The sequence below is a fragment of the Mycolicibacterium frederiksbergense genome (assembly GCF_012223425.1).
Taxonomy (GTDB): domain Bacteria; phylum Actinomycetota; class Actinomycetes; order Mycobacteriales; family Mycobacteriaceae; genus Mycobacterium; species Mycobacterium frederiksbergense.
In genome coordinates this window covers 2,235,841-2,260,438 of record NZ_CP038799.1, presented here as the reverse complement: position 1 = coordinate 2,260,438, position 24,598 = coordinate 2,235,841, and the positions used below count along the sequence as shown (strand labels likewise).

20 protein-coding genes are annotated in these 24,598 nt (G+C 68.4%); 10 read left to right on the top strand and 10 right to left on the bottom strand.

All coding sequences use genetic code 11. From position 1 onward, the window contains the following. Position 1 precedes the first annotated feature (1 nt). The gene (locus EXE63_RS13800) at positions 2-403 is read right to left on the bottom strand and encodes an XRE family transcriptional regulator (RefSeq protein ID WP_168145574.1); all 402 of its coding nucleotides are present in this window, start codon (positions 401-403) and stop codon (positions 2-4) included. Positions 404-525: 122 nt separating this feature from the next. Beyond that, on the bottom strand, positions 526-3,378 hold the full coding sequence (locus EXE63_RS13795; protein WP_168142392.1) for an MMPL family transporter: 2,853 nt from the start codon (positions 3,376-3,378) through the stop codon (positions 526-528). Between the two features lie 295 nt (positions 3,379-3,673). Here EXE63_RS13795 and EXE63_RS13790 point away from each other — a divergent pair, with 295 nt between their 5' ends. From EXE63_RS13790 to EXE63_RS13780, 3 genes are all read left to right on the top strand, one after another. Next, positions 3,674-4,213, top strand: a complete 540-nt coding sequence (locus EXE63_RS13790) for a hemophore (RefSeq protein ID WP_168142391.1) — start codon at positions 3,674-3,676, stop codon at positions 4,211-4,213. A gap of 78 nt (positions 4,214-4,291) precedes the next feature. Beyond that, positions 4,292-4,963 (top strand): response regulator transcription factor, encoded by a 672-nt coding sequence (locus EXE63_RS13785; protein ID WP_168145573.1) that lies wholly within the window; start codon positions 4,292-4,294, stop codon positions 4,961-4,963. A 13-nt stretch (positions 4,964-4,976) separates the two neighbouring features. Beyond that, positions 4,977-6,410, top strand: a complete 1,434-nt coding sequence (locus EXE63_RS13780) for a HAMP domain-containing sensor histidine kinase (RefSeq protein ID WP_436277749.1) — start codon at positions 4,977-4,979, stop codon at positions 6,408-6,410. Here EXE63_RS13780 and EXE63_RS13775 read toward each other — a convergent pair. The 6 genes from EXE63_RS13775 to trmB form a co-directional block, all read right to left on the bottom strand. Further along, entirely contained in the window at positions 6,349-6,717 is a 369-nt protein-coding gene (locus EXE63_RS13775) for a DUF3054 domain-containing protein (RefSeq protein WP_168142390.1), read from the bottom strand. The genes EXE63_RS13780 and EXE63_RS13775 overlap by 62 nt on opposite strands. Then, on the bottom strand, positions 6,704-7,975 hold the full coding sequence (locus tag EXE63_RS13770) for a M23 family metallopeptidase (RefSeq protein ID WP_234904490.1): 1,272 nt from the start codon (positions 7,973-7,975) through the stop codon (positions 6,704-6,706). Before EXE63_RS13770 ends, EXE63_RS13775 begins: the two co-directional genes overlap by 14 nt. Beyond that, positions 7,972-9,054, bottom strand: coding sequence for a lysylphosphatidylglycerol synthase transmembrane domain-containing protein (locus tag EXE63_RS13765; protein WP_168142389.1), 1,083 nt, complete (start codon positions 9,052-9,054; stop codon positions 7,972-7,974). Before EXE63_RS13765 ends, EXE63_RS13770 begins: the two co-directional genes overlap by 4 nt. Before the next feature lie 102 nt (positions 9,055-9,156). Continuing rightward, positions 9,157-12,039 (bottom strand): trehalose monomycolate exporter MmpL3, encoded by a 2,883-nt coding sequence (gene mmpL3, locus EXE63_RS13760; protein WP_168142388.1) that lies wholly within the window; start codon positions 12,037-12,039, stop codon positions 9,157-9,159. 64 nt (positions 12,040-12,103) lie between these two features. Beyond that, entirely contained in the window at positions 12,104-12,796 is a 693-nt protein-coding gene (locus EXE63_RS13755) for an NYN domain-containing protein (protein WP_168145570.1), read from the bottom strand. Between the two features lie 2 nt (positions 12,797-12,798). Continuing rightward, positions 12,799-13,569, bottom strand: coding sequence for a tRNA (guanosine(46)-N7)-methyltransferase TrmB (trmB, locus tag EXE63_RS13750; RefSeq protein WP_168142387.1), 771 nt, complete (start codon positions 13,567-13,569; stop codon positions 12,799-12,801). Between the two features lie 168 nt (positions 13,570-13,737). Between trmB and EXE63_RS13745 the strand changes: the two genes are divergently transcribed. The 4 genes from EXE63_RS13745 (at position 13,738) to EXE63_RS13730 (ending at position 19,218) form a co-directional block, all read left to right on the top strand. After that, positions 13,738-14,676 carry a P-loop NTPase family protein gene (locus tag EXE63_RS13745; RefSeq protein WP_234904489.1) on the top strand — a complete coding sequence of 313 codons (939 nt, stop codon included), beginning with the start codon at positions 13,738-13,740 and terminating at the stop codon, positions 14,674-14,676. Beyond that, positions 14,670-16,118 carry a hypothetical protein gene (locus tag EXE63_RS13740; protein WP_168142386.1) on the top strand — a complete coding sequence of 483 codons (1,449 nt, stop codon included), beginning with the start codon at positions 14,670-14,672 and terminating at the stop codon, positions 16,116-16,118. The genes EXE63_RS13745 and EXE63_RS13740 overlap by 7 nt, the downstream gene beginning before the upstream one ends. A 173-nt stretch (positions 16,119-16,291) precedes the next feature. Then, positions 16,292-18,121 (top strand): phosphoenolpyruvate carboxykinase (GTP), encoded by a 1,830-nt coding sequence (locus tag EXE63_RS13735; RefSeq protein WP_168142385.1) that lies wholly within the window; start codon positions 16,292-16,294, stop codon positions 18,119-18,121. A 146-nt stretch (positions 18,122-18,267) separates the two neighbouring features. Continuing rightward, positions 18,268-19,218, top strand: a complete 951-nt coding sequence (locus tag EXE63_RS13730) for an SDR family NAD(P)-dependent oxidoreductase (RefSeq protein ID WP_168142384.1) — start codon at positions 18,268-18,270, stop codon at positions 19,216-19,218. A 1-nt stretch (position 19,219) separates the two neighbouring features. Here the strand turns inward: EXE63_RS13730 and EXE63_RS13725 are convergent, their stop codons facing one another. Then, positions 19,220-19,651, bottom strand: a complete 432-nt coding sequence (locus EXE63_RS13725) for an SRPBCC family protein (protein WP_168142383.1) — start codon at positions 19,649-19,651, stop codon at positions 19,220-19,222. A 131-nt stretch (positions 19,652-19,782) separates the two neighbouring features. Between EXE63_RS13725 and EXE63_RS13720 the strand changes: the two genes are divergently transcribed. The 3 genes from EXE63_RS13720 (at position 19,783) to EXE63_RS13710 (ending at position 23,853) form a co-directional block, all read left to right on the top strand. Next, positions 19,783-21,327, top strand: coding sequence for an alpha/beta hydrolase (locus tag EXE63_RS13720; protein ID WP_372513125.1), 1,545 nt, complete (start codon positions 19,783-19,785; stop codon positions 21,325-21,327). A gap of 97 nt (positions 21,328-21,424) precedes the next feature. After that, the gene (gene fadD4, locus EXE63_RS13715) at positions 21,425-22,942 is read left to right on the top strand and encodes a fatty-acid--CoA ligase FadD4 (RefSeq protein WP_168142381.1); all 1,518 of its coding nucleotides are present in this window, start codon (positions 21,425-21,427) and stop codon (positions 22,940-22,942) included. Then, positions 22,939-23,853, top strand: coding sequence for an enoyl-CoA hydratase-related protein (locus tag EXE63_RS13710; protein WP_168142380.1), 915 nt, complete (start codon positions 22,939-22,941; stop codon positions 23,851-23,853). Before fadD4 ends, EXE63_RS13710 begins: the two co-directional genes overlap by 4 nt. Here EXE63_RS13710 and EXE63_RS13705 read toward each other — a convergent pair. Continuing rightward, the gene (locus EXE63_RS13705) at positions 23,816-24,526 is read right to left on the bottom strand and encodes an SDR family oxidoreductase (protein ID WP_168142379.1); all 711 of its coding nucleotides are present in this window, start codon (positions 24,524-24,526) and stop codon (positions 23,816-23,818) included. The genes EXE63_RS13710 and EXE63_RS13705 overlap by 38 nt on opposite strands. Between the last annotated feature and the right edge of the window lie 72 nt (positions 24,527-24,598).

Here is a 24,598-nt window from a genome sequence, read left to right as displayed (position 1 = left end):
CTCAGCCCGAGTTGGCGGCGCGCTGGGCGCGGATCCGGGCGAACCGGTCCGACAGTCGGCGCATGCGGATCATCATCGAGGCCGACGGGGTCGTGGCCGCGTCCATGAAGCCGGTGAATTCGTCGCTGGGAACCCCGATGCGGGAGGCGAACTCCGGGGCGCCGAGACCCGAGCGTTCCAGTAACTGGCGTACGTGGCGGGCCACCTCGTCGCGTTCATTGGCCTCGAGGTGCTCCCGGGCCTTTTCCAGGACCTCGGCCAGCGCCGCCGACACGCCATAGGGCTGCTCGGTCTCCAGCACCTCTTCGACCTGACGGGCGGTCCTGCCGAAGGGGTCGCGCTTGATGGCGGCGACGATGCGCTGCCACACGTCCAGATCGTCGTTGTCGAGGGCGGCCCGGATCGCCGACGTCGGCCAGAATTCGACCGGCCGGTCGTCGGGACGGGCGAATTTCCCGTCGCTGCGCTCGCCGGGACCGAACTTCGGATCGTCCTGTCGGCTCTGCGAGGGCTTCGCGGCCAAACTCACTTAGCCTCCTCCAGCATCGCTACGGCCACCGACAGGCATCGCTGCCGGACAGTGGCCCAATCGGCATCGGTCGGTTCCGGCGCATCCGGATCGTCCGATGGGCGTGGGTCTGCCAGGCGTCGAACCAGTTGCGTGGCCACCCATTGCGCCCGCGGGCGCTGTCCACAGTAGTACCGGTCCATACCGGTGAGGACCCGGGCCGCGGTGTGGGTTTCCATCGAATCCACCAGCCGGGCGAACTCGGTGTAGTCCTTGGTGCTGTTGCGGCACATCAGCAGGTAGCCCTTCAGCCGCAGCGTCTCGGCACCGGTCGGGATGAGCAGCCGGTCACCGGTGGGCAGCTGGACATTGGTGGCCTCCATCGGGCCGCGCCGCTGAACCGGGAGTCGCTCGGAGTCCGAAGCGGTGGCCAGTGCGTCGAGTGCGACGTTGAGCCGTCCGCGCCACATGGTGATCGGGTGCAGGGGACGGGCCGCGGTGTTCGTCGGGATGCGCCCGCTGAACCGCCGCGCGCCGACGACATCGGGTGCCGGGCCGCAGCCGCTGAAGGCCAGCGGGTCGGGCACCACCACGGTGTGTGGGGCAAGGCTTTTCAGCTTGGCGGCGGACTTGACCACCATTCGCAGGTCCGCCCCGGGCGCGGCGGCGGCGGTTTCGGGGACCATCACCAGGTCGGTGATGTCGACCTTGGGCAGCGGCTTCTCGAAGTCGACCGACGGCAGGATCCGGTCCAGCCAGCGCGGCAACCACCAATTCCACTGGTCGAACATCGCCATCAACGCCGGCACCAGCACCAGTCGCACGATCGTGGCGTCGACCGCGATGGCCGTCGCGCAGGCCACCCCGATCTGGGCGACCAGGGGCATGCCCGCGAAGGCGAAACCGATGAACACCGCGATCATGATCAGTGCCGCGCTGGTGATGGTGCGCGCGCTGGTCGACACGCCGTAGGTGACGGCATCACGGGTGTTGTTGGTGATCAGATACCGCTCCCGGATCCGGGTCAGCAGGAAGATCTCGTAGTCCATGGACAGGCCGAAGGTGATGGCCAGGACCAGCGGCGGGACGGTGCTGTCCAGCGACTCGAGCGGGGCGAAGCCGAGATCTTCCAGCCAGCCCCACTGGAACACCACCACCAAGCTGCCATAGGCGGCCCCCACGGACAGGACGGTCATCAACACGCCCTTGAACGCGAGGAACACCGACCGGATCGCGATCAGCAGCATCAGGAATGCGATCAGCGACACGAACACGAACACCAGCGGCTGGATTGTCGAGACCTGGTCGTCGAAGTCCTTGATCAGGGCCGTGGGTCCGCCGACGTCCACGCGCACATTGCTGTCGACACCGGGTAGCTCGGCGCGCAACCAGTCGATCGCTTCGCGGGCCCGGAAGTCCTCGGGGTCCACCGAGAGCACCGCCGAGAGCACCGCGCTGTCATTGTCCTTGCCGATCACCGCCGGGGACACCTCGGCGACATTGGGCCCCTGAGCCATCCGCTGCCCGATGCTGTCCAGGGTGCTCCGCGACGCCGGGCTGTCCGCGCCGCCGTCGGGGAAGGTCACCAGCACCCGGACCGGGCCGAGCGCGCCGGGACCCAATGCCTCGGACGCCGCGTTGACACCGCCGCGGATCTCATGGCTGGGGTCGAACTGGCGCAGCATGCTGTTACCGAGCGTCATCGCGAATGCCGGCGCGGCCATGATGAGCAGGACGGCGGCCGCCAGCGACGCCGACAGCCAAGGCCGCCGCATCACGGCACCGATCCAGCGGGTCCAGAACCGCGACTGCGTGGCGTCGGGGCGCCGCGACCAGTGCAACAACCGTGAACGTTTGGCCGCGGAGCGCCCGAAGGTGGCCAGTATCGCCGGGGTCAGCGTCGTGGAGGTGAGCACCGCGACGGCCACGGCCAGGATGGCGCCGGTCGCCATGGACTGCAGCACCGGGGTATTGATGAGGTAGATGCCGGTGACCGACGCGATCACGGTGGCGCCGGAGAGCACCACGGCCAGCCCGGAGGTCGCCATCGCCGCGTCGACTGCCTGCGCCGAATCCCGACCGGCCCGCAGTTCCTCGCGATATCGCATCAGGATGAACAGGGAATAGTCGACCGCCAGCGCGATCCCGAACATCGACACCGTCGAGGTCGCGAACACGCTCATCGTGGTGACCGAGGACAACAGGAACACCACGCCCATCGTCACCGCCACGGTGCACATCCCGAGCAGCAACGGCATCGCGGCGGCCGCCAGCGAACCGAACACCGCGAGCAGGATGATCAGGACGACAGGCAGGTTCCACTTCTCGGCCTGCGCGACGTCGTGCTTGGTGGCCTGTTGGGCGGCGGCCCCGAGCGCGCCCTGTCCGATGACGTAGAGCCGGACCTTGCCGTTCTCCGACTGTCCCGCGGTCTCGCCTTCGATGCCGACCTTGTCGCGCAGCTGATTGGCGATGTCGACGGCACCGCTGTTGTTGAAGTCCATCTGCAGCTGAACGACATAGGGACGGTCCGGCGCCGGAGGCGGCTGTCGCGGGTTCGGTACCTCCTTGATGCTCGGCACCTCGGTGGCGATGCGCTGCAACTGTGCGACGGCGGCGTTCATGTCCTCGAACGACGCGTCGGCACGCGGCACGGCCACCAGCGCCAGCGGCGAGGCGCCCTGGTCGGGGAACTGCTCCTCGATCTGGTGCTGGACGCGCAGCGACTGTGAGCCCGCGACTTCGAACCCACCGCCGGTGAGCTGGTCGGACTGGTTCATCGCCAGGTATACGGAAGGCACCAGAAGCAGAACCCAGACCACAAACACCGCCCAGCGATATCTGCGCAGGTTGCTGCTCAAGCGCATCATGAACTGCTGGATGGCGCCCTCTGCCTTTCTCCCCGCTGGCTGGTAGCGAGAGCCTACCGCAGCAGTCTGCGAGGTGGCGGGGCGTCGATTCCACTGTGACCAGGCCGGAATGTTCGCGTTGCCGGCGTCGACGCCGGACGCACCCTGGGCGACCAGCAAGTTTGCTGTGCGGATTGGTCGCGGGGTGCCGCGGATGGCATGATGGCCTCTGATCGTTTCTGGGTCGGGGATTCGAGCACCACCGATCGCGACTGTTCGCGAGCGGTATCACGTGCATCAATCGAAGGAGTTGCCCATGACTGTCACCACTGCGCCGCTGCGCCGCGGACTGTTCGCTGCGTTCGCTGGACCCGCGATCGGCGGGGCCGCGCTGCTCGGCATGTCCGCGGTGGGTGCGCCCGCGGCCGGTGCCGCGCCGGATCCGTGCGCGGCCAGCCACATCGCCAAGACCGTCGGCTCGGTGGCCACCTCGATGGGCACCTACCTGGACGCACACCCGGCGGCCAACCAGTCGCTCACCGCCATCGCGGCACAACCGGCCGGCCCGCAGTCGCTGGTGGCGACGAAGAACTATCTGGATGCCAACCCCGAGACGGCCGCGGATCTGCAGCAATTGCAGGCTCCGCTGGTGAAACTGTCGACCCAGTGCAAGCTGCCGGTGACGTTGCCCCAGCTGCTCGGCCTGATGCAGGCCGCTCAGGCGCCGGCGGCGAACCTGCCGGGCGGTCTGGACGCGCTGGCCAACGTCGGTGCCCAGGGTGCGGCCGATGCGGTGACCTCGGGCACCGTGCCCGGCGTCGGTTCACTGACCGGTCCTGCCGCCGCCGCACGCTGACACCGCTGATGCGGCCATAATCCAGGAGTGCGCACACACGAGCATTCCCCGTCGGAGAGCACCGGCCGCACTGTCCTGATGGTCGACGACGATCCGGATGTGCGGACGTCGGTCGCCCGCGGGCTGCGCCATTCCGGGTTCGACGTCCGGGTCGCCTCGAACGGCAAGGAGGCGCTCCGGATGCTCTCCAACGAGGCGCACGACGCACTGGTGCTCGATGTGCAGATGCCCGAACTGGACGGGGTCGCCGTCGTGACGGCGCTGCGGGCGCTCGGCAACGACATCCCGATCTGCGTGCTGTCGGCGCGCGATACCGTCAACGACCGCATCGCCGGACTGGAGGCGGGCGCCGACGACTATCTGACGAAACCGTTCGATCTGGGCGAGCTGGTGGCCCGGCTGCATGCCCTGCTGCGGCGGTCCAGCCATTCCGAACAGGAATCGGACGTCATGATCGTGGGCCCGCTGACCATCGACACCGCGCGCCGCCTGGTCTACGTCGACGGCGAACGCGCCGATCTGACCAAGCGCGAATTCGATCTGCTGGCGGTGCTGGCCGAAAACGCCGGCGTGGTGCTCACCCGGCAGCGTCTACTCGAGCTGGTGTGGGGCTACGACTTCGACGTCGACACCAACGTCGCCGACGTCTTCATCTCCTATCTGCGGCGCAAGCTGGAACGCGAGGACCGCCCACGGGTCATCCACACCGTGCGCGGTATCGGGTACGTGCTGCGGGAAGAGCCTCAGTGAGGAGGGACCGCCGGTGCGCCTGTCGCTTCCCCTGATCGGCCGCTCGGCCTCCCTGCGCACCCGGGTCGCCGTCGCCTCCGCGATCGCGGCCTCCGCGGTGGTCGCTGCCTTCACGGTGCTGACCACCGTCGTGCTGGTCAACAACGATGCCGCACAACTCGATCGGCGCCTGGACTCGATCGTCGAGGCCAGTATGTTCCCCGAGCAGCTGTCCGATCCGCGCCGCGGGGTGCTCACCACCGGCCGGTCCCGGTCCAGCGGCCAGGTGATGTTCCAGCGCGGATTCCAGCTGCCTGCGTTGTCGCCGGGCACCGAGACCGTCGAGGTCAACGGTGTGGAGTACCGGGTCCGCACCATCCCGATGGACCAGCAGGGTGGCGGTGTGCTGCTGTCCATCGGCATCCGCGCCGACAGTATCCTGTTGAGCCAGGCCAGAATTCCGATCTACATCGCCGTCGGTGTGCTGACCGTGCTGGTGGCGGCCGGATTCGGCTGGCTGCTGGCCGGGCCCGCCGTCCGGCCGCTGCGCAGGCTCACCGAACAGACCAAGCTGCTGGGCAACGGCGCCAAACCGGGCGCGCAGATGCCCGCCGTCACCGGCGCCCGGGAAGCCGAGGAACTGTCCGATGCGATGGCGGGCATGCTCAGCAGGCTGGTGGCCGCCCAGCAGGCGACGACCCGGTCGCTGCAGGCCGCACAGGATTTCGCGGCCAACGCCGCGCACGAACTGCGTACCCCGCTGACCGCGATGCGCGCGGACCTGGACACCCTGCGCATCCACGATCTGCCGACCGAGGAGCGCGACGAGGTGGTGGCCGACCTGCTGCGCGCGCAGCGCAGAGTGGAGGCGATCATCACCGCGCTGGGTCAGCTGGCGTCGGGTCAGCTGGCGCAGGCCGAGGACCGCGAACTGATCGACATCACCGATCTGCTGGACCGGGTGGCGCGCGAGAACGCGCGCACCGATGCGCCGGTGCAGATCACGGTCGAGGCCGGTGACGATCTCGGCATGGTGTGGGGATGGCCCGGGGGTCTGCGCCTGGCCGTCGACAATCTGGTGCGCAATGCCGTCGCGCACGGAGCGGCGCAGCGGATCGTGCTGTCCGGGAGCCGCGGCGCGGACCGGCATGTGCGCATCGTGGTCGACGATGACGGGCGCGGACTGCCCGCCGAGGAGCGCACCGCGGTGCTCGGCCGGTTCGCGCGGGGGAGCACCGCCGCGCCCGGCGGTTCGGGTCTGGGCCTGGCCCTGGTCACCCAGCAGGCGGCGCTGCACGGCGGCCGGCTGGAACTCTCGGACAGCCCACTGGGTGGGCTGCGGGCGACGCTGACGATCTCCGACCGTGCCCCGGATCAGATCGAAGACGGTGAGCAGCCCGCGGCGGTCAGCGCCGCGCCAGAACCTTCGCGATGGCGCGCCAGCCGAGCAGCAGGACGGCGGTCGTGATCGAGGCCACCACGATGAAGCTGCCGGCCGTACCTGCGGAGGTGGCCTTGCGCAACAACATGCCGACGACCACGGTGAACACCCAGATGATCAGCCCGGTCGGATAGAGGCTCGCGGGCCGCTGCCAGGCTCGCGCGGCGAGCCAGCCCGCCAGCGTTCCGGTCAGAAACGGCCACGCCGTCTCGGCGACACCGGCGACGGTCAGCCCCTCGGCGTGGCTGCGCCTGCCGATGGTGCAGAACACCACGACGCACACCAGGTCGGTCAGCAGCGCCACCAGCGGGCGCGGGCGGTCATTCATCGGCATAGTCCATCACATCGGAAACCAAAGGGAGCAGCCCGGTTTCGTCGCGCGGTGACACGTCGGGCTGCAACGGCGCGGGCTTGCCCGCCATCGCGGCATCGATCGCATCGCCATCGGGGCCGACCTCGTCGGATATCCGTGCGGTGAGTCGGAACGCGTCGATGACGAAGGGCAGCCCGTCGGCCTTGAGCGGGTCCGGTCCGTCCATCACGTGGAAGTGCAGGTGCGGCGCGTCGGTGTTGCCGCTGTTGCCCAGCTGCCCGAGCACCTGCCCGGCGCTCAGCCGGTCGCCGGGTTTCACCGCGACCGAACCGGTCTTCAGATGCGCATAGAACGCGTAGTTGCCGCCGCCGATGTCCTGTACCACGTGATTTCCGCCGTACTCGTCCAGCCGCAGCCCGGTGGGGTTGACGCCGGCCGCCTGCTCGGGCAGGCCGTCGAGGACGGCGACCACCGGGCCGTCGGCGACGGCGTGGATATCGGCGCCGAAATAGGGATAGCCCGACAGGTCGTCGACCTTGCCGTCGAACAGCCGGCCGTCGGGCATCAGCTGCACGTAATCGATGGCGAAACGCTCGGCGCCCCACAGTTCGCCGTCGATCGGGTTGATCGCCATCCGGTGTGCGGTCATTCCGCAGCAGCCGTTGGCATCCCACCACTGCGGCCCGCGCAGCGGTGCGGCGATGCGCACCGGTTGCCGCGTCTGCACGGTCACCGGCGCGACGGTCTCGGTCACCTCGGCGGGCAACAGCGGTGGCATCGGCTGGGTCAACGTCACCTTGACCTCGTGGTCGAGTTCGGTGGGTGTCCGCCCGTTCTCGGTGGTGACGTCGAGCCAGACCAGTGCGGACTGCGCGGGCCCGAGTGCGGCGGTCGGGGCTGTGGTGCCGAGCACCCGGGTGCGGTCGGCGAGCTCGGCGCCGGCCAGTGTCAGCAGCGGATCACCGTCGCCCGGACGTACCACCACCGAGTCCACGGTGACATCCTGATTCATCGAATTCGTCAGCAGGAGTTCGTAAACCAGGTGGGTGCGGCCATCGGTGGCGGGCACCGGTACCGGTGCGGCCAGTGCCCGGGCCAGCAGTGGGGTGGCGATTGGAGCGGCTGCGGCGGGCGTGCCGGGCGTCGGCGCGGGGGCGGGCGCGGGAGCCGGCGTCGTCACCGACGTCTCGGTGCTCGCCTGCTCGGTGCTGGGCGAACAACCGACCAGCGCCACCAAGGTAGTGAGAGTGACTGCGGTGAAAGGGATTCGGCGCTTCACGGTTCTCCTGCTTGCTGCGGTCGGTCATCCGGTGCGTCGGGGTCGACGTCCATCTCGGTGCGGAACATGAAGAAGAAGACCACCCAGCCGATCGCCGAGATGAAGATCCAGCTGACGAGCCGGTAGATGAGCATGGCCGAGATCGCCGAGGCGAGTGTCATCCCGCTGGACACCAGCCCGGGCACCAGCACCGCCTCCACCACCAGCAGCCCACCCGGCATCAACGGGATGGATCCCACCGCGCGGGCGGCGGCGTAGGCGACCGTCAGCGCCGCCAGCGACGGGTGCCCGCCCGCGGCGTACGCGGCGAAGGCCAGGCAGGCGACGTCGGCGATCCAGTTGAACAACGACCACCCGAAGGCGTTACCGAGCGCACGACGGCTCAGCTGCACCGATTCCAGCTGGCGCAGCAACTCACGCCATTTGTCCAGCCAGGTGTCGGTCGGTTTGCCGCGCAGCGAGTTGAACCAGGACAACAGCCGGACGCCGATACCGTCGAGCTGCTGGGGGTTCGACGCCACCGACTGGGCGAGCACGAGCAGCAGGAAGAAACCGCCGAGGGTGAAGATCAGCGAGAGGGGGTTCTTGCTGGCGCCCAGCAGGAAAGCCCCGCCGAGGCCCAGCAAGGCCAGGCCGACCGCCTGCAGCACCCCCGACATCACCAGCTGCCAGGACGCCACCACGGGGGAGGCGCCCCAGATGCGCTGCTGGCGGTAGACGAAGGTGGCCGAGAGCACCGGTCCGCCGGGCAGCGTGGTGGACAACGCGTTCCCGGCGTAGAACGCCGCCTCGGACCGCCACTGCCGCACCGTGACACCCGCCGAGCGCAGCAGGGTGCGCTGGATCTGCGCGAAGCTGTGCATGGACGCCATCGCCGCGACGACCGCGGCCAGCACCCACCACCAGTTCGCCGACAGCAGACTGGCCCAGGCCTTGGCCAGCTGATCCCACACCAGCACCAGTTCGACGGTCAGCACCAGCACGGCGACCGCGAGGACGGCCCACCGCACCCACCAGTATCTGCCCCGGGGACGCGCGTCCTGGCCAGGGGCGTCGCTCATCGGCGCGTCGTGCGACACGCTCTACAGGGTAACGGCGCGTGCCCAGGGTTCCCGCCGGTTCTCGCGGCGCGCCGCGCACCGAGGCCGAGAGTCGTCAGCAGGTTGCCGTCGAGCGCACCCTTACAGGCGGCCCTCCCGGCGCAACAGATCCGCCGCGCTGACACCACCGCCGCGGCGGGTCGGCGTCTCACCGGCGTCGCGGGTGTCGATCTTCTCCGTCGACTCCGGATCCTGTTGGGCGGGAATGGCAGTCGTCGGTTCGCTACCCCCGGCGTCGGGGATGGCCCGGGTCGGGTCCGTGGACGGACGTGGTGCCGGAGTCGCGCTCGGGATGGCGGTCGTCGGCGTGTTGGTGCCACGCAACTCGCCCAGCCACGACTCAATCTCGCGGCGTTCGCGACCGGGTGCCGGATCAGCCCGCGGGACACGCTCGGTCGGTGGTGCGTTCACGGCGTTGATCGCCGAGGTCGCAGCCGAATCCGGTTGCGCAGCAAAGCGAGTCGTCGGCGGTTCCGGTGCGGGTCCGGGCGGCGGGGTCGGTATGCGGGTGGTTCCCGCGGCCGACGGACCCGGCGGGCGGACCGGCGGCAACGCACCACGCGGGCCCGGAGCCGGGGGGATCACCGGGTGTCCCGGATCGTGTTGGGCCGGGTGCGCCGGGGCGCCGGCGCCGACCAGGGCTTCCTGGTCGGCGACCTCACCATCGGGTTCGCGCAGGACGGGGCGCTTGCGCTCATCGGGAAGCTCGACCTCACCGAGACCGATGCGTTCCTGCATCCGCTTCATCCACTTCGGTGCCCACCAGCAGTCGTCGCCGAGCAGTTTCATGATGGCCGGCACCAGGAACATCCGGATGACGGTGGCATCGAGCAGCAGGGCGATCAGCAGGCCGAAGGCCAGGTACTTCATCATCACCAGATCGGAGAACGCGAAGGCGCCGACCACCACGGCCAGCACCAGCGCCGCACCGGTGATGAGGCGACCGGTGGTGGCGGTACCGATACGGATGGCCTCGGCGGTCGACAGCCCGCGCGCGCGGGCCTCGACCATGCGGGACACCAGGAACACCTCGTAGTCCGTGGACAGACCCCAGATCACCGCGATGATGAGGCCGATCATCGGAGCCATCAGTGGTTGCGGCGTGTAGTTGAGTATTCCTGATCCGTGCCCGTCCTCGACGAACATCCAGGTCAGGATGCCCATCGTGGAGCCCAGGGTGAGCGCGCTCATCAACGCCGCCTTGATCGGCAGTACCAGGGATCCAAACGCCAGGAACATCAACACCGTCGTGGTGAGCACCAGGAGTATGACCAGCAGGGGCAGATTGTCGAACAGGCTTTGAATGCTGTCCTGCGCCAACGCCTGAGTGCCGCCGACCAACACAGCTGTCCCGCGCGGCGGCGACAGCGCCCGTAGCTCCTCGATCTTGGCAGGCGCATCGGCACTGTTGACCAGCCCGTTCTGCAGCACCCGCACCGATGGATCCTCGGTGCCGCCCTCCTGGACTGCACGTTCTTGCCACATGGTGGACGGGTCGTCGGCACCGATGAAGCCGGGTACGGTCCGCGCCTCGGACCGCAGCTCAGCCAGTTGCTGATCGGTGATCGGCTCACCGTTGTCGCTGCGGATCACCAGAGTGAGCGGTTCGGTGCGGAAGCTGGGGAATTCTTTGTCGAAGTTCTCCTGCGCCATGCGCACCGCGTTGTCCGGTGGCAGGTATTTCTCGCTGTACCCGCCGAGCGCCAGCTGTCCCAATGGGATGACCAGCAGCGTCATGATGATCAGGATCGGTGCGGCGAAGCCGATGGGTCGCTTCATCACCTGGTTGACCAGCTTGCCCCAGAAGCCCTTCTCGACCTCTTCTCGGGTCATGGTCTTCTGGGTCTTCTCGATGAACCAGTCGATGATCTTGCGGGAGAACGTCCAGTTCGCGAGGAACGGCACCCGCAGCAGCGTGCGCACCCCGAGCGCGTCGACATTCGGGCCGAGAATGGCCAGTACCGCGGGCAGCACGGTGATCGACAGGAACGCCGCGAGCAGCACCGACGCGATGATCGCGTAGGTGATCGATTTCAGGAAGCCGAGCGGAATGAGCAACAGCGGTAGCGAGGACGCCACGATGATCACCGCGGAGAAGGCGACGGTCCGGCCGGAGGTCATGACGGAGCGCCGGACGGCGGCCTCGACGTCGTAACCCTCGGCGAGTTCCTCCCGAAACCGGCTCACTATGAACAACCCGTAGTCGATGGCGATACCGAAGCCCATCATCGTGACGACCGGTTGCGCGAAGAAGTGCACGTCCATGAATTCCGCGGTGAACCGCAGGATGCCCAGCGCGCCGGCGATGGTCAGGCCACCGATGATGGCGGGCAGCGCCGCCGCGACGGCGCCGCCGAAGACGAAGAACAACACCACGGCCACGAGCGGCACGATGGCCAGTTCGGCGCGTTTCTGATCGGTGGCGATCGTGCCGGTCAGCTCGCTGGCGATGGGGTTGAGGCCCGCGAGCTGGATGTTGCCGTCGTTGATCCGTTCGAGGTCGGGCTGGACGGTCTGGTAGTTCTTCAGGATCGAATCGTCGTCATCGCCCTTGAGCGGGATGCTGACGAACGTGCTCCGCAGGTCGGCGGTCTTCATCGCGGCGACCGCAGGTGCGTCAGGCGCCTTCAGCCAGCCGACCCAGCTGACCACCTGGTCGGGGTGATCGGCGACCACCTGATCCAACTCGCCGGAGACCTTCTCCTGCCAGGCCCGGTCGGTGACCAACTTGTCATCGGGCGGCGTCAGGATCGCCACGACGTGGCTGCCACGGTCGCGGCCATAGACCTCGTCGCCCAGCAACGATGCCTGCACCGACTGGCTGCCCTCATCAAAGAAACCGCTCTGGGTGACGTGGGACCCCAAACTGGCCCCGTAAACGCCGCCACCAAGGCACAGTGCGACCATGACCCCGATCACTATGTATCGGAATTGGTACACCGTTCGACCCCACCAGGCGAACACGTCAGCTCCTTATTTGTTCTTGTCGATCTGAATCACGCTCCGCGCGCATTGTCACTTCAGTTCTTCACACGCGCGAGGTCAGCAACGCAGACAACGGCCGGAACGGCTGCAGCCAAGCGCCCTGCTCGGGCAGCGAATCAAGGCCGATTCGCGGTAGCGGCTCCCGGAAGACACCAGGGATGTCCTCCAGGTCGACGAACTCCAAGCTATCCGACGCTAACGCCCAACTGGCATGTTCGCGAAATCCGAGCACCTGCACCGGAACGCCCTCGTGGGCGATCTCTTCCAGCGGTATCCGGAACGCCTGACCGTCCGCGGATGCCACCACGACACCGGCCAGCCCCTCGCTGCGGCGCAGCGCGATGTGCTCCAGCATGTCGCTGTCCACGTCGCTGTCGTCGTCGATCTTGGGTTTGGCGAAGACAGCGAAGCCCACGTTACGCAACGCCTCCACCCAGGGCCGGACGACATCGGCGCTACCAGGGGCGATGTTGGTGAAAACGGTGGCCTCAGGTTCCAGCGTGGCCACCGCACCGGTCTCGGCGTCGCGGCGGCTGGACAGTTCGGCGGTGCGGCTCAGCAGCCAGCGGCCCAATGCGTCAAAACGCGGCCGGTGCGCGGCGGTCGGCCGGCCGCCCAGGATGGATCCGAGGCCCATGTCGAGATTGGGTGCGTCCCAGACCAGCAGTACACGCTGGGTGGGCGGTACCTCGGGAGCCGACGGTGGGATCTCGGGGATGGTGGGGTCGGTCGTCATCGTCACATGCGCTCCCAGAGCAGTTCGGTCACGACCGGACCCGCCAGGGCCTTGCGCTCGTACTTGGTCTCGGGCCTGGCGACCGACATCGGCAGGGCGTCGGAACCGTCGAATCTGGGCCTGACCCGGCGTAGCCGCGGTTCGGCGTCCCCGACCTCGGCGATGTGCTCGGCGTAACCCTGGTGGTCGGTCGCCGCGTGCAGGATCCCGCCGGGCTTGAGCCGGTCGGCGATCAAGGCCATGGTCTCGGGCTGCAGCAGGCGCCGCTTGTGATGCCGGGCCTTGGGCCACGGGTCCGGGAAGAAGACCCGCACCCCGGTCAGCGATGCCGTGCTCAGCGAGTGCTCGAGCACGTCGACGCCGTCACCGCGGACCAGCCGGATGTTGGTGATGCCGTCGCGGTCGATCGCGCCGAGCAACTGGCCCAGCCCTTTCTTGTAGACCTCCACCGCAATGACGTCGAGGTCGGGTTCCTGCTGGGCCATGGCCGCCGTCGAGGTGCCGGTCCCGCAGCCGATCTCCAGGATCAGCGGGGCGTGGCGGCCGAACCACTGTGCGGTGTCGAGCACCGTCGGCCGGGCGTCACCGTCGCGGGCCTCGGTCCCGATCCGCGGCCACAGCCGTTCCCAGGTTTCCTGCTGCCCGCCGGACAGGGTGGAACGCCGCGACCGGAAGCTGGTGACGCGGCGCATGTGGTGGGGCGGGGAGGCATCCGCACCGGTGGCCTCCCCGGCCTCCTCGCGCTGGGCATACATCGGTCCATCGTCGCTCATCCAGACAGGTGTACCCGCATCGTGGTGAAGATTGATACCCAACAGTTGTCTTTGCGCCGATATGTCCGGAAAACACTGCTCACCGGGGTGTCATGGCGATGACACGATGTGATGTGTGGCTGTGCTGTGGGCCGTGGTGACAGTGCAACGGATGTGACAGGAGCGGCGATGTCTGTCGACGAATTCGTCTCGGAACTGTCCGCTCTGGCGGATGCCGACGGCCGGCGCGAGCTCCGTCCGATCATCGACGGGCTGTCCCGCCCGATCCGGGTCCGGACGGTGGGCAGGCCCGGGGTGGGCCTGCGCACCCTCACGGCGGGGCTGCGTGCGGCCGGGCTGGCGGTGGTCGACACCGGAGCCGATGTCGAGGTGCTGGTCATCGCCGAGACCGCCAAACCGGAGGATTGCCGGATCGCCGCCGCGGCGGACGGTCCGATCGTGGTCGCCCTGAACAAGGCCGATCTGCTCGGTGCCGCGGTGCCCGGCCACGTCGAGCCGGCCCGCCGGAGCACCGGTGTGCCGGTCATACCGGTGTCGGGTCTGCTGGCGATTGCGACGCTGGACGACGAACTGGTCGCCGCCATCGGGGCGCTGGTCACCGAACCGGCGGACCTCGGCTCCACCGATGCGTTCTGTGCCGCGGCGCATTCCGTGCCGTCGGCGACCCGCGCACGGCTGCTCGAGGTGACCGATCTGTCCGGGACCGCGGCGGCGATCGCGGCCGTCCGTGCGGGTGCCGACGGCCACGCGTTGACCGCATTACTGCGCCGGGCGAGCAATATCGACGCGCTGGCCGCCGGTATCCATGGCGCGGCCGCGCCGCTGCGATATCGGAGACTGTGTGAGGCGATGACCCGGCTGCGGGCGCTGGCGGCCGGAACCGCCGACCCACGGTTGGACGCGGTGCTCACCGGCAACACCGCCGTGCGGGCCGCGATGGCCGCGGCCGCCGCGGTGCTGGGTGCCGACGGTATGGACACCGGCCCGGATGATCCGCTGCGCCGGGCGGTGCGCTGGCAGCGCTACAGCCGGGGCCCGGTCAACGCCCTGCACCGCCGTTGCGCCGCGGATATCGCGCGGGGAGCGTTGCGCTCGGGGGTGTGGTGACCGGAGAACTGCTCCGCGAAGACCCCCGCGACCTGGACGCCAGGGTGTCCGCCATGGCGCCCGGGCTGACACCGCCGCGACCGGTGCCCGGTGCGGCCGTGCTGGTCATCGGTCCCTGGCTGGCCGGTGTGTCCAGCCTGACCGCGGCACTGCGGCGGCACCTGCCCGAGCAGATGTTCGTCGAATCCGAGGAACTCGCACCCGATATCGCGCCCGTCGCGGTCGTCTTCGCGGTGTCCGCCGTGGCCCCGCTCGCCGAATCGGACTGTGCGGTCCTCGATATCGCGGTGCGCCACACCGACCTCGTGCTCGGCGCGGTGACCAAGATCGATGTCCACCGGGACTGGCGGGCGGTGCGCAGTGCCGACGCCGACGCCGTCGCTGCGCACGTGCCGCGGCTGCGTGACATGCCGTGGGTGGGCGTGGCCGCCGCGCCACCCGAGGGCAGACCGCACCTCGACGGTCTGGTCTCGATGCTGCGGGAAAAGTTGTCCGATGACACGCTCGCACGACGAAACAGGTTGCGGGCGTGGGAAAGCCACCTCGCCGAGCAGATCGGCGCAGCATCTGCGGCGGCGGCGGATGCCGAATCCGCGGCATTGCACCGTCAGCGTGCGGACATCCTGCACGACGCGCGGTCGGCCCGCTCGCAGCGCACCATCGCCTTGCGCAGCCGCATCCAGCAGGCCCGCGTGCAACTGGGCTACTTCGCCCGAAACCGGTGTGCGTCGGTGCGCACCGAGCTCTCCGAGGATGCCGCGTCCTGGGGTGGACTGCCCTGGGTGGCGCGGCGCCGAGCCGAGGATTTCCGCAGCTATGTGGCCGGCCGGGCGGCCGAGGTCGTCACGGAGGTCGATTCCGGTGTCACCGAACAGTTCCGGGATATCGCCGCGGAGCTGGGTTTGTCCGCACCGCCGGTGCCGCCGGCGCCGCCCGCCCCGGAGGTGGACGGGCCCGGGCTGACATCGCGGCGTCTGGAGATGCAACTGATGATGCTGCTGGGTGCGGGCTTCGGGCTGGGTGTCGCGCTGGCGGCCAGCCGCCTGTTCACCGGGCTGGCGCCGGGTCTGACCGCGGTCGGTGCGGTCGCCGGTGGCCTGCTCGGGGTGCTGCTCACGGTGTGGGTGGTGGGGATTCGGGGCCTGCTGCACGACCGGGCGCTGCTGGATCGATGGGTCGGCCGCGTCACCGCGACGCTGCGCGAGGACGCCGAGGCGCTGGTCGCCACCCGGGTGCTGGCCGCCGAGGTCGACTTCACCGGTCAGGCGGCGGCCGCGGACGAGCGCACGGCCACGGAGACGGCCCGCCGGCTGGATGCCCTCGATGCGCGGCTGCGGGAGCGCGCGGTGGCCGCGGCGCGTGCCGCGTCGGCCGCCGAGCGCCGGCTACCGGCGCTGCGCGCGGCATTGGCGGCCGTCCGCGCCGATTTAATAATCAGATGAATTCGGTTACCGCTCAGTACGACTTTTCTGAATATCTTTCTGAATCGTTCCTGTGAGTGATCGGACATTGTCCCGATTCCTCAGACCAAAGTCACCCGCGTTAACCTCTTATTAGGGACGATCGTGACCAGTCGGTTATCGGCATGTTCACGGAAACTACGCAGGAGACTTTGATGACCTCAGCGACCATTCCCGGTCTGGACACCGCACCGACGACGCATCAGGGGCTGCTGGCCTGGGTCCGCGAGGTTGCGGAGCTGACACAACCCGACCGCGTCGCGTGGGCCGACGGCTCACAGGAGGAGTACGAGCGCCTGGCCGCTCAGTTGGTCGAGGCCGGCACCTTCCAGAAATTGAACGACGAGAAGCAGCCGAACTCCTACCTGGCGCTCTCCGACCCGTCCGACGTGGCGCGCGTGGAATCCCGCACCTACATCTGTTCCGAGCGCGAGGTCGACGCCGGCCCCACCAACAACTGGATGGATCCGGCCGAGATGCGGCCCTTGATGACCGAGCTGTACCGGGGCTCGATGCGCGGTCGCACCCTGTGGGTGGTGCCGTTCTGCATGGGCCCGCTGGACGCCGAGGACCCGAAGCTGGGCGTGGAACTCACCGACTCGGAGTATGTGGTGGTCTCGATGCGCACCATGACCCGGATGGGCCAGGCGGCGCTGGACAAGATCGGCGAGGACGGCTTCTTCGTCAAGGCGCTGCACTCGCTCGGCGCCCCGCTCGAGGACGGCCAGGCCGACGTTCCGTGGCCGTGCAACGACACCAAATACATCACGCATTTCCCGGAGACCCGCGAGATCTGGAGCTACGGCTCCGGGTACGGCGGTAACGCGCTGCTGGGCAAGAAGTGCTACTCGCTGCGCATCGCCTCGGCGATGGCCCACGACGAGGGCTGGCTCGCCGAGCACATGCTGATCGTCAAGCTCATCTCGCCGGAGAACAAGTCCTACTTCATCGCCGCGGCGTTCCCGTCGGCCTGCGGCAAGACCAACCTCGCGATGCTGCAGCCCACCATCCCGGGCTGGCGCGCCGAGACCGTCGGCGATGACATCGCCTGGATGCGCTTCGGCAAGGACGGCCAGCTCTACGCGGTGAACCCCGAGTTCGGTTTCTTCGGTGTCGCGCCGGGCACCAACTGGGACTCCAATCCCAACGCGATGAAGACGATCGCCGGTGGCAACACCGTCTTCACCAATGTCGCCAAGACCGATGACGGCGACGTGTGGTGGGAGGGCCTGGAGGGCGAGCCCGATCACCTCATCGACTGGAAGGGTGAGGACTGGGTTCTCCGCGAGACGGAAACCAAGGCCGCCCATCCAAATTCGCGTTACTGCACCCCGATTTCGCAGTGCCCGACGCTGGCGCCCGAATGGGACGATCCGCAGGGTGTGCCGATCTCGGCGATCCTGTTCGGCGGCCGCCGCAAGACGACGGTGCCACTGATCACCGAGGCCCGCGACTGGCAGCACGGCGTCTTCATCGGTGCCACCCTGGGCTCCGAGCAGACCGCCGCCGCCGAGGGCAAGGTCGGCACCGTGCGGCGCGACCCGATGGCCATGCTGCCCTTCCTGGGCTACAACGTCGGCGACTACTTCCAGCACTGGATCAACATCGGCAAGCAGGCCGACGAGTCCAAGCTGCCGAAGGTGTTCTTCGTCAACTGGTTCCGCCGTGGCGCCGACGGTCGCTTCCTGTGGCCCGGATTCGGCGAGAACAGCCGCGTGCTGAAGTGGGCCATCGAGCGCATCGAGCACCAGGCCGAGGGCAAGAGCACCCCGATCGGCATCGTGCCGACCGCAGCCGATCTCGATCTGTCGGGGCTGGACGTGGACCCGGCCGATGTCGACGAGGCGCTGGCCGTGAACGCCGATGAGTGGCGTGCCGAGCTGCCGCTGATCGAGGAGTGGTTCGAGTTCGTCGGCGAGAAGCTGCCGACCGGCATCAAGGACGAGTTCGACGCCCTGAAGACGCGTCTGGCCGAATCGGACTGATACCCGCGAACAGTCGCAAATGGCCCCGAAATCACCTGATTTCGGGGCCATTTGCGTCTGCTCGGCACCCAGTGCATCCGCGGTACCAACCGGACGCTCGTCGGCTCCGAATACCAGGTAATCGGTTGACGGGAGTTTCGACAGTCATGTTGCGCGCGGTTGTGGACGGAGTGCTCGACCGGACGGTGGTGCCCGGATACACCCGTCTCGGGTTGGCGGTGCGTGAGCGGTTCTGGTCGCCGCTGGATCCCGACGCCCTGGCCGGGTCCACCATCCTGGTGACCGGTGCGAATTCCGGCATCGGCAAGGCCATCGCCGCCGGGGTGGCCGGGCTGGGCGGCACGGTGCTGTTGACGGTGCGCGACCGGGCCCGCGGTGAATCGGCCCGCAAGGACATCCTCGACGCCACTCCCGGCGCGGATGTGCAGATCGAACGGTGCGATGTGTCCGATCTGACGGGGGTTCGGGCCTTCGCCGCCGACCTGGTGTCCCGGGTACCCAGGCTCGATGCGGTGATCCACAACGCCGGGGTGATGCCCCCGGAGCGGACCCGGACCGACGAGGGCCATGAGCTTTCGCTCGCAACCCATGTGCTCGGACCGCTGTTGCTCACCGAACTGCTGCTGCCGGTGCTGGTGGAGTCGCCGGACCCGCGGGTGGTGCTGATGTCCTCCGGTGGCATGTACACCCAGCGGCTGCCCGCCGATGACATCGAGTACACCTCCGGCCACTACCGCGGGGCGGTCGCCTACGCGCGTAGCAAGCGGATCCAGGTGGCGTTGACACCGCTGTTGGCGAACCGGTGGGCCGCCCAGTCGGTCATGGTCGCCGCCATGCACCCGGGCTGGGCCGATACCCCCGGTGTGGCCACCTCGCTGCCCGCGTTCCGGAAGCTGACCGGACCGGTGCTGCGCACGGCGGAACAGGCCGCCGACACCGCTGTCTGGTTGACCGCGACGTCACCGACTCCGCCGTCCGGCCGGTTCTGGCATGACCGCGCGGTCCGGCCCACCCACTACCTGCCCAACACCCGCTACAGCGACGCGGAACTGCAGCGAGTGTGGAAGTTCTGTCTGGGCGCGATCGGACTGTCCTGATTCAGAGGGTGGCGAGTTCGCGCCGGAGTCCCTCGACGCCCTTGTCCATGAGACGTGCCACCGGGATGCGGAGCAGCGGCTCGGCGAAACGCAGCAAGCCCTGGAACGCGAACTCGATGCGGTAGGTGACCTTCGAGCCACCCTGGTGCGGGGTGACGGTGATCGTGTCATGCGCGATCAGCGAATCATTCTGTCCACGTAGCTGAATGGATCGCCCCGGCGTCACACCGATCACCTCGTACACGAGGTCGCTGGTGCGGCCCGCGAACCGTGAGGTGTTGGCATACCGGGTGCCGACGCCGCCGTCCCCGCTGACGCGGGTGGTGCGCACGGTTCCCGGCTCCCACTGTTCGGTGGTGGTGAAGTCGGACAGGTAGGCGAACACCACCTCCGGAGCGACGGTGGTGGTGACCTCCCGGTGCATCTCGATCATCTGCTCTCCTTGTCGCCGACAGTGTGGCTACCCGGTCGCGCAGCCCGTCAACCTCTGCGGAGAGCGCCGGCGCCTCTCGATGTTGACGCGGTTGCGAAAGTGCCGGAGCAGCGGTGGCCCGGCGTGCAATCATGACGCCCATGTCGAGGTGGTGCAGCCGTCAAATCCTCAGGGCGTCAGGGATTGTCTGTGCGGTGGCGTTGGCGGTGACGACCGGCGCGCAGCCGGCGCAGGCTGCACCCGAGGAAGCCGCGACGGCGGACCAGGCACCGGTGTGGACGACCTGTGATGACTGGGTGGACACCAGCAGGCTGCCAACCGCCCAATGCACCACCATCTCGGTTCCGGTCGACTGGAGGGACGCGGCGAATCCGCAAGCGCCACAGGCACAGCTGGCGGTGATGCGGGTGCCGGCCACTGGTGATCGCCTCGGCTCGATCATCTCGAACCCGGGTGGGCCGGGAGTGTCCGCGATCGACGTCATGTCGAGGTTTGCGCCCAAGGTCGGCAAGACCGAGATCGGGCGTCGATTCGATCTGGTGGCCTTCGACCCGCGCGGAGTGGGATTTTCCACCCCCGAGGTGCGCTGCGAATCGGACGCCGAGCGCGACGAAGATCGCACCGACCCGAAGGTCGACTTCAGCCCGGCCGGTGTCGCCCGCATAGAAGATGACGAACGCGCCCGCGCGCAGGGTTGCCTGGACCGCGTGGGCGCGCCGTTCTTGGCAGGCCTGAGTACCGAGAACACCGCGCGCGATATGGACGCGGTGCGGGCCGCGCTGGGAGATGAGCAGCTCAACTTCTTCGGCTACTCCTATGGAACCCGGCTGGGAACGGCCTACGCCGAACAGTTCCCCGATCGGGTGCGCGCCATGATGCTCGACGGTGTCGTGGATCAGTTCACCGATCCGCTCGCCGAGGCGGTCGAATCGGCGGCGGGATTCCAGCAGGCATTCGACGCCTACGCCGCCGACTGCGGGACCAAGGCGGACTGCCCACTCGGCAACGACCCGGCTCAGTACATCGACCGGTTCCACCAGCTGGTCAACCCGTTGGTCGACAATCCCGCGCGCACCGCCGACCCGCGCGGTCTGAGTTATTCGGATGCCATCACCGGTTTCGACGAGGCGCTGTACAGCTCCGAGGACTGGGCTCAGCTGACCGACGGACTCAGTGCGCTGGCCCGCGGTGAGGATGCCGACGACCTGCTCGAGCTCGCCGACGCGTATCTGGAACGCGACGAGGATGGGCAGTACACCAACCTGGGGGACGCGTTCGATGCGATCCGGTGCGCCGATGACACCTACCCGACGGATCCGGCGGTGTGGGCCGAAGTGGATCGCCAAGTGCGGCTGGCCGCCCCTTTCGAGAGTTTCGGCGAGTTCACCGGGTTCGCGCCCCGGCCTATTTGTGTCTTCTGGCCGGTGCAGCCGGACGCCCTGCGGCATCCGGTGACCAGCCCTGGGCCGGGCAAAATTGTCGTGGTCTCGACCACGGGTGACCCGGCGACGCCCTATCAGGTCGGAGTCGATGTGGCCGCCCAACTGGGTGCTCCCCTGATCATCTTCAACGGTGCTCAGCACACGGTGGCGTTCAGCGGTGAACGCTGCATCGACACACCGCTGGAGGCGTTCTTCATCGATCGCATTCAGCCGCCCGCCGACCTGCACTGCTGACCGGCGAAACGGGACGCGACCGGGCCGTTCTTGACGGATGTCAAGTTTATGGCGGCTTGGCTGCCGGAGCGTGGTGGCGGCATCGTAAAGTCGGCTCATGCAGATCCGTGAAACGGCCGTCGCCATGCCCGATAAGCCCGCTGTCATCCTGTACCCCTCCGGCACGGTGGTGACGTTCGGTGAGATGGAAGCCCGCGCCAATCAGTTGGCGCACTACTTCCGCGAGCACGGACTGGTCGAGGGCGACGCGGTCGCGATTCTCATCGAGAACAACGAGCACATGCACACCGTCATGTGGGCCGCGCGCCGCAGCGGGCTCTACTACGTGCCGATCAACACCCATCTCACCGCGGCCGAGGCGGCCTACATCATCGACAACAGCGCGGCCAAGGCCATCGTCGGTTCGGAGGCGCTGCGCCCGGTGCTGGAGGGGCTGGCCGAGCACCTGCCGAACGGACTCCCCGCGGTGCTATTGACCACTGGTGACCTCGACGGCTGGGCGACGTATCCGGACGCGGTCGCCGACCAGCCGACCACGCCCATCGCCGACGAGTGGGACGGCGACCTGCTGCAGTACTCGTCGGGCACCACCGGCCGGCCCAAGGGCATCAAGCGCGATCTGCCGCACCTGCCGCCCTCGGAGACCCCGGGCATGATGGCCGCCCTGGTGTCGTTCTGGATGAACCCCGAGGCGATCTACCTGAGCCCGGCGCCGCTCTATCACACCGCCCCGTCGGTGTGGTCGATGCAGGCGCAGGCCGGCGGTATCACCACGGTGGTGCTGGAGAAGTTCGACGCCGAAGGCGCCTTGGACGCCATCCAGAAGTATGGCGTGACCCATGGCCAGTTTGTCCCGGTGATGTTCACCCGGATGCTGAAACTGCCTGAGCAGGTGCGCAAGTCGTATGACGTATCGAGCCTGCAGCGGGTGATGCACGCGGCGGCGCCCTGCCCGGTGGAGATCAAGAAGCAGATGATCGACTGGTGGGGGCCGATCGTCGACGAGTACTACGCGTCCTCCGAGGCCATCGGCGCCACCCTGATCAGCGCCGACGAGTGGCTGGCACACCCCGGCTCGGTCGGCAAGGCGATGACCGGTGTGGTGCACATCCTCGACGAGGACGGCAACGAGGTGCCCGCCGGCCAGCACGGCGAGATCTTCTTCGAGGGCGGCGCCGATTTCGAATACCTCAACGACTCGGCGAAGACGGCGTCCTCCCGGGACTCGCACGGCTGGAAGACGGTGGGCGACATCGGGTATCTCGATGAGGACGGCTACCTTTACCTGACCGACCGGCGCCACCACATGATCATCTCCGGCGGGGTGAACATCTATCCGCAGGAAGCCGAGAACATGCTCGTCATCCACCCGAAGGTGATGGATGCCGCGGTGTTCGGCGTTCCCGACGAGGAGATGGGCCAGACCGTCAAGGGTGTCGTGCAGACCGTCGATCCCGCCGATGCCACCCCGGAGTTCGCCGAGGAACTGCTGGCCTGGCTGCGCGATCAGCTCTCGCACTACAAGTGCCCGCGTTCGATCTCCTTCGAAGTCCAGTTGCCGCGCACCGATACCGGCAAGCTGTACAAGCAGGAGTTGATCAACAAGTACTCATGACCGTGCTGGAGCTGCCCGCCGGAATCCGCGTCGCCGTCGAGAAGCCGGACGACGACGCGACTTTCACGCTGAGCGAAGCGGCGTCGGCCGACCGGCGGGTCGTCACGGTCGCCTCGGTGGATGAGGCCCTCGCCGATCTGACCCGGCGCTGCGGCCGGTGGCCTCAGGCCGCGGCGGTCTGCGATGACGTGCTGCGCAGCGCCGAGGCCACGTCCTCGGTGTTCGCCGGCGTCATCACCGAATCCCTGGCGTACTCGACCCTGCAGTCCGGATCCGAGTTCGTCCGCTGGCTCGACGAACGCGGACCTGGACAGCTGCCGGTGCTGGCGGACCCGGTACAGGCCGAACGCCATGGCGGCACCCTGTCGATCCGCTTCAACCGGGCACGGCGGCACAACGCCTTCACCACCGATGCACGCGCCGCCCTGCTGGAGGCACTCGAGGTGGCCCGGCTCGACGATTCGGTGACAGAGGTGGTGCTGGCCGGCAACGGTCCGTCCTTCTGCAGCGGCGGTGACCTCGCCGAATTCGGCACATTCACCGACCCGGCCAGCGCGCACCTGGCGCGCACCCGGTACAGCCCGGCCCTGGTGCTGGCCGAACTGACAGAGCGGCTGGGGCCGGCGTGCCGCGCCGAGGTACACGGCCAGGTGCTGGGCAGTGGGCTGGAAATGGCCGCCTATTGCGGGCACGTCCGGTGCCACCCCGACGCCACGATCGGTCTGCCCGAACTCGCACTGGGGCTGATCCCCGGTGCCGGCGGCACGGTCAGCATCACCCGGCGCATCGGGCGCTGGCGCACCGCGTATCTTGTGCTCTCCGGTGTGACCATCGACGCGGCAACGGCATTGGACTGGGGTCTGGTCGACGAGGTCAGCGCTGACGTGCCGGCCGGATCACCAGCTCGTTGACGTCGACTTCGGCGGGTTCGTCGATCGCATAGGCGATCGCCCTGGCGATGGCGTCCGGCGGAATCGAATCGGCCCGGTAGGCCTGCATGGCCGCCGCCGCGCCTGCATCGGTGATCGACTCGGCCAGTTCGGATTCCACGACACCGGGGGAGACGGTGGTGACCCGGATGGCCGGGTCGAGCTCCTGCCGCAATCCCTCGGTGATAGCCCAGGCGGCGTGTTTGGTCGCGCAGTACACCGCCGCGGTGGGCACCACCTCATGGGCGCCGACCGATGCGACGGTCACGAAATGCCCGTGCCCCTGGCGCTGGAACTGCGGCAGTGCGGCGGCGATGCCGTTGAGCAGCCCACGTACGTTGACGTCGATCATGGTGTCCCACTCGTCCACCAGCAGTGCGTCCAGCCGGGAAAGAGGCATCACGCCCGCGTTGTTGATGATCACGTCGATGCGCCCGTGAGCGGCGACCGCCCAGTCGACGAACGAGGCGACATCGGCGCGGTCGGTGACGTCGAGGCGACGTACCTCGATGTTGTCACCGGCGAGTTCGGCGAGCCGGTCTTCGCGGCGGGCGCCGGCGAGCACCCGGTGGCCCTGGGCGGCGAGCCTGCGGGCCACCGCCGCGCCGATACCGCTGGTGGCTCCGGTGACGAGGACGATCTTGTTATCTGTCATGACCCCATCGTCGGCCGGAGCCGAGCGGTCAGCCAGGACGCTGTGTGCCTGGGTGCAGCGCACCCAGGCAGT

Coding starts and splice junctions, on each gene's coding strand:
- EXE63_RS13710 (WP_168142380.1), top strand. CDS start 22,939: ATGACCGTGCTGGAGCTGCCCGCCGGAATCCGCGTCGCCGTCGAGAAG.
- EXE63_RS13755 (WP_168145570.1), bottom strand. CDS start 12,796: ATGACGACCGACCCCACCATCCCCGAGATCCCACCGTCGGCTCCCGAG.
- EXE63_RS13795 (WP_168142392.1), bottom strand. CDS start 3,378: ATGATGCGCTTGAGCAGCAACCTGCGCAGATATCGCTGGGCGGTGTTT.
- EXE63_RS13725 (WP_168142383.1), bottom strand. CDS start 19,651: ATGATCGAGATGCACCGGGAGGTCACCACCACCGTCGCTCCGGAGGTG.
- EXE63_RS13735 (WP_168142385.1), top strand. CDS start 16,292: ATGACCTCAGCGACCATTCCCGGTCTGGACACCGCACCGACGACGCAT.
- EXE63_RS13720 (WP_372513125.1), top strand. CDS start 19,783: ATGACGCCCATGTCGAGGTGGTGCAGCCGTCAAATCCTCAGGGCGTCA.
- EXE63_RS13745 (WP_234904489.1), top strand. CDS start 13,738: ATGTCTGTCGACGAATTCGTCTCGGAACTGTCCGCTCTGGCGGATGCC.
- fadD4 (WP_168142381.1), top strand. CDS start 21,425: ATGCAGATCCGTGAAACGGCCGTCGCCATGCCCGATAAGCCCGCTGTC.
- EXE63_RS13790 (WP_168142391.1), top strand. CDS start 3,674: ATGACTGTCACCACTGCGCCGCTGCGCCGCGGACTGTTCGCTGCGTTC.
- EXE63_RS13705 (WP_168142379.1), bottom strand. CDS start 24,526: ATGACAGATAACAAGATCGTCCTCGTCACCGGAGCCACCAGCGGTATC.
- EXE63_RS13730 (WP_168142384.1), top strand. CDS start 18,268: ATGTTGCGCGCGGTTGTGGACGGAGTGCTCGACCGGACGGTGGTGCCC.
- EXE63_RS13785 (WP_168145573.1), top strand. CDS start 4,292: ATGGTCGACGACGATCCGGATGTGCGGACGTCGGTCGCCCGCGGGCTG.
- trmB (WP_168142387.1), bottom strand. CDS start 13,569: ATGAGCGACGATGGACCGATGTATGCCCAGCGCGAGGAGGCCGGGGAG.
- EXE63_RS13775 (WP_168142390.1), bottom strand. CDS start 6,717: ATGCCGATGAATGACCGCCCGCGCCCGCTGGTGGCGCTGCTGACCGAC.